Here is a 13,764-nt window from a genome sequence, read left to right as displayed (position 1 = left end):
TAATTTTATTTATAAATAATTGTCAAAGTATTTGTGCAGTTTGTTTATGACTATTAAACAAGAATCGCTAATAAAAACATCTTGATTTTTAATGATATATATGCAATCATAATTTTTTAATCCTATTAAATCTACTCGCCTATGGTAGTTAAATTAGTCTCGATTTAACTACCATATTATTTCATAAAATGCTATTTAAATTAAGCTATAGATAATTTGATTTACGTATTTTATTGAATATTTATGCAGAATAGATAATGACTTTTAATAAATAAACTCACTTACTTAATATTACTTCAGAACCTAGATAGTAGGCTTTTAAACATTTTACAAACCTCTTTAATTAAAATTTGCATATTTTCCTGTTCTCTATTCCCGTTTCAATCATTAAGGAGAATGATGATATGAGGCTAAAACGCCGTGATTTGCTGGGTTTAGGTATATCAACAGCCGCTTTAGCTGCTTGCGGTAAATTGGCTAATTCTCCATCCAATACATCTAGTGCTATTCCTGTAGCAGCTAACAATGAGACGAGTTCTGCCAAACTACGTTTAGGTTTTCAGCCACCATACGTTGCTGTATATGCACTGAGAGAACAAAAGTTATTGGAAAAAGCCTTTGCAAGAAAATCAACTAATTTTGAGTTTCGGCGGATGTTATCACTCAAACCAGTGACAGAAGCATTATCTGCTAGCGCTATAGATTTAGGTTTGGGGGGAACACCAATTGCAGCACTTGCTGCTAGTATACCTATTAAGATAATTGCTTTAGTTGAACGTAGTCCTAAAACCCACGCGCTGTTAGTTCTGCCTAATTCACCAATCAAAACAATTGCTGATTTAAAAGGCAAAAAACTTGGTAATCCATCAGGAAAAAGTTACTATTTTGCAATTAGAGTATTAGAACGTGCAGGACTAAAAGATAGTGATGTAGACTGGGTACAAATTGAGAATGATGCAGGTAGAGCTGCATTATTATCAGGTGCTATTGATGTTTGGGGAACGTGGGACCCTTTTTATGCGAGTGCGGAAGTTGCTCAAGAAGTAGTACCCTTAGTTGATGGTGAAGGTTATCAGTTAAATTATGTAGCTTTATTTGGGCGAACAGATTATATAGAAAATAATCCAGAGACTATACAAAAGTTTTTGCAAGCTTATAAACAAGCAATATTTTGGGCGAAAGATAATCGTCAAGCAGCAGTAGATATTTTGGTAAAAGAAAATAAGTTATCAAAACAAGCAGCTGCTTTAACTCTAGGCCGTCGAAACCTCATATTTGAGTCTCCAAATGATGAGTATCGCCAAGAACTGATAAATCAGTCTCAATTACTTACTCGTCTGGGACTGATCGAGCAACAGCCAAATTGGGATAACGCAATTGATACAACGTTAGCTAAAGCCGTATCCTGAATGCGATCGCCTGAATGTATCTACATTTTGTGTAGGCGCAGCTCACCACATTTTACCCTAAATTACACATAGACCAAGTAGATATTGAACATTTAAAATCATTTTCTCTTTTCAGAACAAAGAAGAATTAAATGATTCAACAAAATACATAACACGAATAATGAGTATCAATTAATTTAAAAATTTTTTAAGTCAATTTGATGAAAATTATATTCTATTCTTTAATATTACAGGCTATCAAATATTTGGTAAAAATAGATCTGGGATTATAAGATATGTTGGTAAGAACAAATATCAACATATTGCTGAAATAAACTTATGTTGAAACGGGATATTCAGGGAAAGTTTGCGCTCAAGAATGATGATTATCGTGAAGTACGTTCTTTGCTACTAACTGATGATACCTGAAAAGCACTTGGTATTGTCTGTGAATGCTTAGGTTTAACCAGGGTTGACTATTTAGAACACATTGTTCGGCATAACATTCTACCAAGTATTACACGGAAAAATGCAGATTTTTTAGTTCCCGAACAAGAGGAAAACGAACTTCAACCGAGTATCACACGGCAGAGTGAGTTTCATCAGACATCTGAATAAGGCAGCAAAACAGTCTGTTGGGTTGACAATAGAGGAACTTGAAATTTTACGTGACCGTGTTTTGTCTAAACTGAAGCTGGGTATGCAAGCTTCTGGGTATAAACTGCTCAGAAGGCTCTCAATCGTTTCATTGCTCAACTAATCGGTTCAGTTTAGCTATTTGGGTAATTCGCTAATGGTATCCCAATGGATACTTTATACTAATTACTTTTTTATTATTCTTAACTGTCTTAACTGTCTTAACTGTCTTCTTAACTGTCTTAACTGCTATTGCATTTTATTGACAAAACTGAGATTATCTATCTGATGGATAATTGTAGACAAACAAAAAATTACATTTATACTTCTTAATTACTATTAATTTAAAATTATTAATATTGAAGAAATAAGGATCTAAAACCTAATGCAATTAGATAATTATAGACAAATTATAGAAACTTCAAATAATAAAAGTTTTACATACGAAAAAATAGAAATTGCTATTAGGTCGAGTTTGACTGTAGATGATTGTGTAGTATTAGAGAGGCAAACAAAAAATTTAAAACATGAGTTAATAGTTTATGTAGTTCCATCAGGCTTGTTTGCTAGGGAACAATTGTTGTCTCACTTGCAAAAAGTTTTACCTAGCGAATTGATACCTAGAGCATTTATACCAGTTTCAAGTATACCTATTACTGATACAGTACAGTTAGATGAAGCAACTCTAGCTAGCCTAGAAGTTATTGATACTGATTTAATGATTCGTCTAGAAAAACAATTATATTTGTTGTCAGAAATTAATAGTGTTGCAGTAGTTACTGAACCATTGATTACAAATATTCCTCCTGTGCATTTGGAGGATTTGCTGGGTGATAATCAAGTATTCACAACTGAAAATAGCCAGCAAAATTTACCATCAATCAAACCTATTCAAAATATAGAAAACAAGAATTTATCCTCTACCAATAAACTAGCCGTTAGCCACGGGGAACCGCTACAACATTCCCCCGATGCTCCCAAAACTTTAGTAAATTTACTCGAAAAAGCCGCCAAAAATACAAATAAAGGTATTATTTTCGTTCAAACTGATGGCAGCGAAAAATTTCAATCTTATAGTGAATTGTTCCAAAATGCCCAAAGAATTGCATCAGGATTGAAAAAGCTGGGATTTAAGCCCCAAGATAAAGTAATTTTTCAACTAGAAGACAATCAAGATTTTCTGTCTGCGTTTTGGGGATGCGTGCTTGGGGGCTTTGTTCCCGTTGCCATATCTGTAGCTAAAACCTACGAACAACTTAACACTATTACCAGCAAACTCCAGAATACTTGGCAAATATTGGGGAAACCTCTGGTACTGACAAGCGATGCTTTAGCTTCCAAGATTGCTAGTTTAGCAACACAGTTAAATTTAGAAAACTTGCAACTAGCGACTATCGAACAGTTGTATGAGTGCGAAGCAGATGAAAACTTGCATCAGAGTCAGCCAGAGGATTTAGCAATTTTGTTTTTGACTTCTGGTAGTACTGGTATACCCAAGTGTGTGATGCTGAATCATCGCAACTTGTTGAGTATGACTAATGGCTTTATTGTCATGGGTAATTTTTCCCATCAAGACAGTGTTTTAAACTGGATGCCTTTAGATCATGTAGGTGCACTAGTATCTCTCAGTATTTTGGCTATTAATTTAGGTTGCCAACAAATTCATGTGCCTACTAATTTGATTGTTGAGAATCCACTCAAGTGGTTAGATTTGATTGATAATCATCAAGCGACGATTAGTTGGACACCTAATTTTGCCTTCTCTTTAATATGCGATCGCGCCAGTGAGATTCAGCAAAAGCACTGGAATTTATCGTCGATGCGTTTTATTATCAACGCTGGCGAACCAATTGTTACTAAAGTAGCTAGGAGTTTTTTAAAGCTGCTTCGCCCCTATAGTTTACCAAGCAACGCAATTCATCCAGCCTTTGGGATGTGCGAAACCGCTTCTGGTATTACCTACTCTAATAGTTTTTCTTTAGCATCCACATCAGATGACGCTTCATTTGTAGAATTGGGTTTGCCAATTGCAGGTGCTTCAGTGCGGATTGTGGACGAAAATGAACAAATAGTTCCCGAAGATACTATTGGGCGATTACAAGTAAAAGGTGCATCTGTTACCAGTGGTTACTATCAAAATCCCCAAGCAAACCAAGAAGCTTTTACCTCTGATGGTTGGTTTAATACAGGTGATTTAGGTTTTCTGCATCAAGGGCGTTTAACGATTACAGGCAGAATAAAAGATGTCATTATTATTAATGGCTTAAACTACTATTGCCATGAAATTGAAGCTGCTGTTGAGGAACTGAAAGCCATAGAAGTCTCATATACAGCCGCCTGTGCAGTCAGACAACCCAGAAGCAATACCGATAAATTAGCCATCTTTTTCCATACTTCTGTTAGTGGCGATCGCAGTTTAGTCAATCTCCTCAAAGAAATTCGCACTAAAGTTGTTAACAAAATAGGCATAAACCCAGATTATTTAATTTCCGTAGATAAAGAAATTATTCCGAAAACTGCCATTGGTAAAATTCAGCGATCGCAACTCAGCCAACGGTTTAAAACTGGTGAATTTCAATCAATTATTAAACAGATTGATATCTTAATAGGTAATCCCAATACTACTATTCCTGATTGGTTTTACCAAAAAGTCTGGCGACAAAAGCCAGCCAAAATTTTGCAACCTCTACCTCAAGATGGTTTGACTATAGTATTCCTCGATCGGCTAGGATTGGGTGAATTTATTTGTCAGCAATTGCAACAACAAAACTTACCATATATTTGTGTCTCGCCCAGTTACGATTTTACTCAAGCAAGTCCTAATCACTTCTGCTTAAAACCTGGCAACGCCGAACACTATCAGCAATTATTTAAAGCAATAAAAGCAGAGAAACTTAATATTAGCCAGATTCTTCATCTCTGGAATTACCAAGATTACGGCGGAGAAATCAACAATCCAGAAGCTCTGGAACAAGTCCAAGAATACGGAATTTATAGTTTATTATTTATTATCCAAGCCTTAGAAAAAATTCGGACTGACCAGAATTCAATTCAATTATTATTTATTTCTAGCTATACGCAGTCTACAAAACCAACAGACAAAATAGCTTATGAAAAATCTCCTGTTCTCGGTGTCCTAAAAACTATTCCCCATGAAATCCCCTGGTTAAATTGTCGCCACATCGATTTGCCAACAAATTTAACCGAGGTTAATGCAAATTACATTCTGCAAGAACTCCAAAGTGTATCAAAAGAACAAGAGGTTGCTTACCGTGACAACAAGCGTTTAGTTGCAGGTTTAGAAAAAGTTAATCTACAACATAAACCAAAGCAAGCACTACCTTTTAAACAAGGAGGAATGTATGTAATTAGCGGTGGTCTTGGCGGGGTCGCAGTTGAAATCGCTAAATATCTGATTAAGTTTTTTGATGCTAAATTGCTCTTACTTGGTCGTACTCCTCTGCCAAGTACAAAGTCTATATCTGCATCAATATTAGATAAAGTTAAAGCTTATGAGGAATTAAAGCAACTGGGAACAGTGGTTTATGAAGCAGTAGATATCTGCGATTTGTCAGCCACTCAACAAGTCATCGAAAAAGCCAAGAATATCTGGGTCAGTCAACTAGATGGCGTGATTCATCTGGCGGGAACTTACCACGAACAAATGCTAGTGGATGAAACACCAGAGGGTTTAGCTGCAATCTTACGTCCTAAAGTTTTAGGTGCTTGGGTGCTGCATCAGGTGTTGAAAGGAAAGGGGGTTTTCATCAGCTTTTCGTCCTTGGCAAGTTTCTTTGGTGGCGCGACAATTGCGGCTTATGCTGCGGCTAACAATTTCTTAGAAAGCTTTAATCAATACCAAAATTCTGTTGCTGGGTTACGCAGCTATTGTTTTGCTTGGACAATTTGGCGTGATACCGGGATTAACAAGGGTTATCAGAGACAAGAAATCATCCGTGCGCAAGGATATTATGATATGAGCCTGCAACAAGGTTTATATTCCTTCTTAGCTGGTTTATATCACGATCAAACAGCGCTGATAGTTGGTTTAGATGGCAGCCATGCTAAAATTCAGCGTTTTACTTCCCAATTTCAAGGGTTACAGAAATTAACTGCCTATTTCACTTCCAAAGATGGTGCTGTTGTACCAAAGTTACCAGATTTGACGGTGCGCGATCGCTTCGGCAAAACCGTTAACTGTGACTTTGTGCAACTATCAGAAATGCCCCTCACTCCTAGCGGCGAAATTAATCGAGACTTACTAGCTAAGGGTATGGCTCGTAAAAGCGCGACTACCCCGCCCCGTAACGACACAGAAAGGCAGATAGCTCAAACTTGGCAAGATGTTTTAGGCATACCCCAAATCGGCATTCACGACAACTTCTTTGAACTGGGAGGAAATTCTTTGTTAGTCTTCCAAGTCATTGCGCGATTGCGCGAAGCTTTTGCTGTGGAATTATCGCCCAATCGTTTTTTTGCATCTCCGACTGTCGCTGGTTTAGGAGAAAGCCTAGAAGCATTGTTAACTGTTGGTAAACAGTGGAATGAAAGTATTGATGATGCAGAAAACGAATATGAGGTGGGGGTGCTGTAAATGACAACAATAGAATTCGTCTCTTATTTAAATAGTTTAGGCATCAAAGTTTGGCTGGAAAACAACCAGTTAAAATATGTCGCTCCCAAGGGAGTGATGAACCCAGACCTCAAAAACAAACTACTAGCGTACAAATCAGAAATCCTGGCTTTTCTGGAAGAAGCAAAAAATGCCACAGACTCCTCTTTTGAACCAATAACATCTATAGACCGTTCTGGAGAATTACCCTTATCTTTTGCCCAACAACGGATGTGGTTTCTCTATCAACTAGAGAGCCAAAGCGCATTTTATAACGAGAGTTTGCAGCTGCGCCTTGAAAGTGTACTCAACCTAGCTGCTCTAGAACAGAGTATCAACGAAATTATCCGTCGCCACGAAATTCTCCGCACAACTTTTCCCGCCGTCGATGGCAAACCCGTGCAGGTCATATCTCCGAGCTTGATAATCAAAAGCCCAGTGCTGGACTTGCAAGGTTTAGCAGCATCAGAGGTACAACAAATTGTCACCAAAGAAGCTCGTCAGCCTTTTGATTTAAGTCATGGCCCATTGTTGCGGGTGACTTTATTAAAGCTGGGGTCAGAGTCCCATGTTTTGGCGTTGATTATGCACCACATCATCACCGATGGTTGGTCAATGGGGCTATTTATCCAAGAGTTATCTAGCCTCTACCGAGCTTTGACACTGGATTCTTCTGTACTGCTCCCTGAATTACCTATCCAATATGGTGATTTTACAGTTTGGCAGCGACAGTGGTTGACAGAGGAAGTACAAAAACAGCAACTCAATTACTGGACGCAACAACTAGCTGGCGCACCACCCTTGTTAGAACTACCCACAGACAAGCCCCGCCCCGCCATTCAAACTTTTTGTGGTGCGACCCAGCAATTCCAAATAGACCGGAATTTAAGCGAACAAATCAAAAAATTCAGCCAACAGTCAGGGGCGACCTTATTTCATACCCTACTGGCGGCTTTTGTGGTTTTAATGTTTCGCTACAGTGGTCAGGATGATATCTGCGTTGGTAGCCCTATAGCTAACCGCAACCGCAGAGAATTAGAGTCATTGATTGGCTTTTTTGTCAATACATTGGTATTGCGGAACCGGATTGAGGGAAATCCTAGTTTTGTAGAATTTCTCTCCCAAGTGCGGCAAGTTGCAACTTCTGCTTACACTCATCAAGATGTTCCCTTTGAACAAGTGGTAGAAGCATTGCAACCAGAACGTTCTCTCAGCTACAATCCCCTGTTTCAAGTGGTGTTCGTCTTAGAGAATTTTTTGTTAGATAAAGTAGAATTGCCCGATTTGACTTTGACTCCCCAATTTGTCGAACGTGGCACTTCTCAATTTGACTTGACCTTGGCAGTTTGGGAGACAAAAGCAGGATTGATAGGTTCTTGGGAATATAACAGCGACCTATTTGAGCCAGATACGATTACTAGGATGACGAGTCATTTCCAGACTTTGTTAGCAGCGATAATTGCCAATCCCCATCAAAGTATTGGCGAATTACCATTGCTAAGTCAGCAGGAGCGACATCAGTTACTAGTAGAGTGGAATGATACTTATAGACCTTATCCTCACAGCAAATGTATCCATCAGTTATTTGAACAGCAGGTAGAAAAGACACCAAATGCTGTGGCTGTGGTTTATGAAGAGGAATCGCTGACATATCAACAGTTGAACGATCGCGCCAATCAATTAGCGCATTATTTACGCTCACTTGGGGTAAAACCAGAAGTTTTAGTGGGAATTTGCATCGAGCGTTCGTCGAAGACGTTGCCGAAGGCATCGCCCCTAATGATAGTAGGAATGCTAGGCATTCTCAAGGCTGGTGGGGCTTATGTACCACTCGATCCGGCATATCCCCAAGAGCGTTTGGCGTTCATGCTAGAAGATGCTCAGGTATCGGTACTGCTGACGCAGGAAAGTTTAGTTAAAACCCTACCGCCACACAAAGCGCAGGTGATTTGTCTGGATAGCGACAAAGCAATCTCCAGCACCAGCACAGAGAATTTAACTCACACTACGACAACTAACAATCTCGCTTATGTAATTTACACCTCCGGTTCCACTGGCAGACCTAAAGGGGTACAAATTGAGCATCGAGGCTTGTTAAACCTAGTCTTTTGGCATCAGCAAGCTTTTGCGGTGTCCTCTGGCGATCGCGCCACACAAGTTGCAGGAGTTGCTTTTGATGCTTGTGGTTGGGAAATCTGGCCTTATCTGGCGGCGGGAGCTAGTATTTACTTCCCTGATGATGAAACCCGACTCGATCCTGAACAACTGCGGGATTGGATGTTAGCAAAGGCGATCGCTATTAGCTTTTTACCAACGCCAATGGCAGAGAAAATGCTGTCATTAAATTGGCCTGCGAATGCTGCTTTGCGAACTTTGCTCACAGGTGGCGATCGACTGCATCAGTATCCTTCAGATTTCCATCCCTTTGAGGTGGTGAATAATTACGGCCCGACAGAAAATACTGTAGTAACAACCTCTGGGACTGTGCCGAAAGGACAACAAACTTTATCACCTAGGATTGGGAGGGCGATCGCCAATACTCAAGTTTATATATTAGATTCTCTCTTACAACCTGTACCCATTGGTGTAACTGGAGAACTTTACATCAGTGGCGAAAGCTTGGCACGAGGCTATCTCAACCGTCCAGATTTGACAAATCAAAAATTTCTTCCTAATCCGTTTCAGGAGGCAGGAATTGGGCAAGGGAGCAGGGAGCAGGGAGCAGGGGGAGAAAGAGAATCTTTAACTCAGAACTCAACACTCAACACTCAGCACTCAGCACTCAGCACCCAGCACTCAGCACTCAACACTCAGCACTCAGCACTCAGCACTCAGCACTTGTATAAAACAGGCGATTTAGTTCGCTATCAAGCCGATGGCAATATAGAATTCTTGGGTCGCATTGATAACCAAGTTAAGATTCGCGGCTTCCGCATTGAACTTGCAGAAATTGAAGCTACTTTAACTCAACACCCCCAGGTGCGCGAGGCTGTGGCGATCGTTAGGGAAGATATACCTGGTGTGAAGAGTTTGGCAGCTTATATCATCCCAGAACTCACGCAGCCTACCAGTAATGAGTTACGCCAGTTTCTCAAGTCAAAGCTCCCCAGTTACATGGTTCCTGCATCCTTCACATTTTTAGAAGCTTTGCCGATTACGCCTAATGGCAAAGTAGACCGCCGTGCATTACCAGTACCGCAGTTTGAGTCTGATGAATCAACAGGTTTTGTTTCTCCGCACACTCACACTCAAGAAGTCTTAGCCAAGATTTGGCAGGAGGTTTTATTACTTAAAAAAGTTGGGATTCACAACAATTTCTTTGAATTGGGCGGAGATTCCATCATTAGTATGCAAATAATCGCCAAAGCTAATCAATCTGGGCTAAAACTCACGCCCAAACAAATATTTCAACATCAAACAATTGCTGAATTAGCCAGTGTTGCTGGTAAAATTAATTCGGTTCAATCAGAACAAGGGTTAGTTACAGGTTTTATCCCTCTAACACCTGTTTTACACTGGTTCTTTGAGCAAAATCAGCCAGAACCGCATCACTTTAACCAATCAGTCCTGCTAGAAGTTCCCGCAAATTTGCAACCGGAACTATTACAGCAGGCACTACAGAAGCTACTCTATCATCACGATGCTTTACGCCTGCGATTTGTGCAGCAGGATGAAAAATGGCAGCAGTACAACAGTGATGTAGATGAAGTCTCGTTGGACATTGCAGATTTATCACATCTGCCTCAAGGGGAACAGTTAAAGGCGATCGCAGTTAAAGCAGATTCAGCACAAAGAACGCTCAACTTAGCAGATGGGCCGTTGATGCGGGTCGTTCTGTTTCAACTAGGAAATTCTGCCGGACGGTTACTCATCGTCATCCATCACGCGGCTGTCGATGGGATTTCGTGGCGGATTTTGCTAGAAGACTTATCGCAAGCATACAAACAGTTAGAAGTTGGTAAAACTATCCAACTACCTGCAAAAACCACCTCCTTTAAGGAATGGGCAATGCGGTTGCAGGATTATGCGCGCAGTCAAGAACTCCGCTTACAGCTAGATTACTGGCTGGAATCAATGCGTTTCCCAACTGCGCCGTTACCGTTGGATTATACTGCTGCTACTCAAGAAAATACTGTAGCCTCCAGCCGGACTGTCTCTGTACATCTGAGCGTAGAACAAACTCGCGCTTTGTTACAGGATGTTCCCTCGGCTTACAATACTCAAATTAACGATGTGCTGCTGACAGCGTTAGCGCAGACCTTCACTCGCTGGATAAGTTCTCCCTCCCTACTGATTGACTTAGAAGGTCACGGGCGAGAGGACTTATTTGAGGATGTGGATTTGTCGCGCACGGTAGGCTGGTTTACCAGTATCTTCCCCGTGTTGTTAAGGCTGGAAGCGCAAGATGACATCAAAGAAGTTCTCAAGTCAGTTAAAGAACAACTGCGCCAGATACCTAACAAGGGGATTGGTTATGGCATCTTGCGTTATTTGAGTATAGATGAGTGCGATAGCGAAGCGCTGCTACGAAACGCAGAACGCCATCAGTTACAAGCCCTACCCAAAGCCCAGGTGAGCTTTAACTACTTGGGTCAATACGACCAAACTCAGTTAGCCACCTTGGGATGGAAATATGCTTGCGAGTCTAGCGGTTCTATTCACAGTCCTCAAGGACAACGCAGCCACTTAATCACGGTGGATGGTTTGGTGATAGAAGGACGGCTGAAACTGGAATGGTACTACAGCGAAAAATTCCATCGCCGGAAGACTGTAGAACATTTGGCGCACGAGTATATAGCAGCGCTAGAAGCTATTATTGCCCACTGCTTATCTCCAGAAGCGGGTGGCTATACTCCTTCAGACTTCCCGGATGTTGAGTTTAGCCAAGAAGCTTTGGACGAACTGTTAGCAGAAATTGAATAAAAACTACGTTCTAGGAGGTTATTTATCACCAAGCAATCAATAAATCGCTACCCAAAAATATGATGATAACTCAGGAAGAACTATGCTGGAATTTCAGATTGAATTTGAACCTCGTATCCCTCCTTCAAAAAATTTAGTCATAGGTACTTTGGGGCCTGCTGCTACTAGTAGTGATTATGCTTCCAAGTACATAATTAATCAAATAATCTCCGAAGAATTTACTGTATCAACTCAGTTGTTCGATACTTTTCTTGATGTTAAAGCAGCCTTGCTGGAAGACAAGGTTGATTTAGCGTTAGTTCCTCATGCTTACGACCGAATTAATGAGTTTTATATGGAGCCTGATTTGGAATTAGGCTTTATTTTTATATATCCTACTCCCGTTTATGGGTTGGCGAAAAAGAAAGATAAAGAGGCAGTTTTCAACGGTTCGAGAATTGTTACTCATCCGGCTCCTTTACCTTTGTTAAAACAACTTTTGCCAGATACTCAAGATAAAGCACAAATCCAAGTTGATTTATCTCCTTCTACTAGCGATTGCGCGATGCAAGTCAAACAGGGTTTAGCCGATTTCGCTATTACTAATGAGAATGCTGTGAAAGCTTACGATTTAGAATTTATTTCTACTTATGGAAATATCCAGATGAGTTGGTCACTTTTTCAAAAAAAAAGATTAAATTAACAACAAGTTATGTCTAAATATTTTCCCCAACCAAAAACTATTATAATTAACTCTAATGTAGAGTTACTCGCCTTCCAATGTGAAGATACCGTTGTGCAGTTAGCTTCTATTCCCCCAGGCGCAACTTTTACATTACATCAACATTCCGAAAGCCAAATAGGAATGCAAATTACGGGAAGGTTAGAATTTAACCTCAACGGTACAAAAGAAATTCTCGAACCTCTTGAGCAAGTGTATGTAGCTGGTGCTAATGTGCTGCATGGTTCTACCAATCCTTTCTCAGAAACAGCATTAGCATTTGATGTAAAACGCATCACAAATTTGGAGGAACCTGAAGAGGCGATTTTAAAAGTTTCACTAACTATTGATAAAATTACAGGTTTTGAATGTCAGTCTGTTATTGGCTCTTGGTTTGAAATTATTATTACTAAAATTCTTCCTAGAGCAATCATCCCAATTCACCGAGCTAATGTTGACAAAATGGGAATAGTCCTGAATGGTAAATTAGCGATCGCCATTCAAAACGAACAGCAACAGTTAGAATATGGTAGCGTTTATTATGCTCCGGCTGAGGTGTTATACGGGGGATATAATGCTTCTGATGAAATTGTAACTTTAATTGAGATTTTGATTAAACCTTCCTCTACTCTTTCAATTAAAGATGCTTGTTTAAAGACAGCACTAACTGCTTCCTAAAGGAATATTAATTATGGATTTAGGATTAACACAGAAAGTCGCTTTAGTTACAGGAGCCAGCGCTGGTATAGGTTACACCGTTGCTCACAAGTTGGCAGCAGAAGGTTGTCACTTAGTAATTTGTGGTAGAAATTTTGAACGATTGGAACAAGCTTATCAAAGTTTGGTTGGTTCTCCAGCAAAAGTTATTCACATTTGTGCTGATGTGCAAAATGCTGATGATTCTCAAAAACTAGTACAAGAAGCTATTACACAATTTGGCAAAATCGATATTTTGGTCAATAATTCTGAAGGGGCAACATTTTCTCTTGAACCTATAGAAAATATCTCTGATGCAGATTGGGAAGATGTGTTTGAGCGCAAGTTAATGGGCTATATTCGCATGACTAATTTGGTGCTACCAACGATGAAAAATCAGCAAAGGGGACGGATTATTAATATCATTGGTACATCAGGAAAAGAACCTTCTAGCCGTCTTATAAAATCGGGAGTAGCGAATGCGGCATTAATGAATTTTACTAAAACTGTGGCGACGCAAGTTGCTAAATGGAATGTGTTAGTTACTGGTGTTAATCCTGGTTTGATTGATACTCCTAGACATAGAGAATATTTAGAGATTTTTGCCGAACAGGAAGGACGGACGGTTGATGAAATTATCGCCGGAAGTAATAAAATGATTCCTCTTGGTCGTCGTGGTTTATCTAGTGAGGTGGCAAATTTAGTTGCGTTTTTAGCATCAGAATGTGCTAGCTATATTACGGGTGTGACTATTCCGGTTGATGGTGGATTATCGACATCGGCTTTTTAAGTTTATGGTTTTTATTTAG

6 protein-coding genes and 1 pseudogene are annotated in these 13,764 nt (G+C 39.9%); all 7 read left to right on the top strand.

Translation table 11 applies throughout. From position 1 onward, the window contains the following. Window positions 1-404: 404 nt before the first annotated feature. The 7 genes and pseudogenes from I8752_RS35255 (at window position 405) to I8752_RS35230 (ending at window position 13,745) form a co-directional block, all read left to right on the top strand. Window positions 405-1,409, top strand: a complete 1,005-nt coding sequence (locus I8752_RS35255; protein WP_214436784.1) for an aliphatic sulfonate ABC transporter substrate-binding protein — start codon at window positions 405-407, stop codon at window positions 1,407-1,409. 318 nt (window positions 1,410-1,727) lie between these two features. Then, window positions 1,728-2,162 (top strand): annotated as a pseudogene (locus tag I8752_RS38935) (hypothetical protein). A gap of 247 nt (window positions 2,163-2,409) precedes the next feature. Further along, window positions 2,410-6,618 carry an AMP-binding protein gene (locus tag I8752_RS35250; RefSeq protein ID WP_214436783.1) on the top strand — a complete coding sequence of 1,403 codons (4,209 nt, stop codon included), beginning with the start codon at window positions 2,410-2,412 and terminating at the stop codon, window positions 6,616-6,618. After that, window positions 6,619-11,559 carry a non-ribosomal peptide synthetase gene (locus tag I8752_RS35245; protein ID WP_214436782.1) on the top strand — a complete coding sequence of 1,647 codons (4,941 nt, stop codon included), beginning with the start codon at window positions 6,619-6,621 and terminating at the stop codon, window positions 11,557-11,559. It abuts the gene before it with no gap. A gap of 82 nt (window positions 11,560-11,641) precedes the next feature. Continuing rightward, window positions 11,642-12,241, top strand: coding sequence for a LysR family transcriptional regulator (locus I8752_RS35240; RefSeq protein WP_214436781.1), 600 nt, complete (start codon window positions 11,642-11,644; stop codon window positions 12,239-12,241). Window positions 12,242-12,250: 9 nt separating this feature from the next. Then, window positions 12,251-12,937: a cupin domain-containing protein gene (locus I8752_RS35235; protein ID WP_214436780.1), complete on the top strand. Its 687-nt coding sequence runs from the start codon at window positions 12,251-12,253 to the stop codon at window positions 12,935-12,937. A 13-nt stretch (window positions 12,938-12,950) separates the two neighbouring features. Then, window positions 12,951-13,745, top strand: a complete 795-nt coding sequence (locus I8752_RS35230; protein ID WP_214436779.1) for an SDR family oxidoreductase — start codon at window positions 12,951-12,953, stop codon at window positions 13,743-13,745. The last annotated feature ends 19 nt before the right edge of the window (window positions 13,746-13,764 follow it).

Source organism: Dendronalium phyllosphericum CENA369 (genome assembly GCF_016056275.1).
GTDB lineage: Bacteria > Cyanobacteriota > Cyanobacteriia > Cyanobacteriales > Nostocaceae > Dendronalium > Dendronalium phyllosphericum.
The sequence above is the reverse complement of the archived record's forward strand: the minus strand, read 5'-3'. Positions and strand labels throughout refer to the sequence as shown.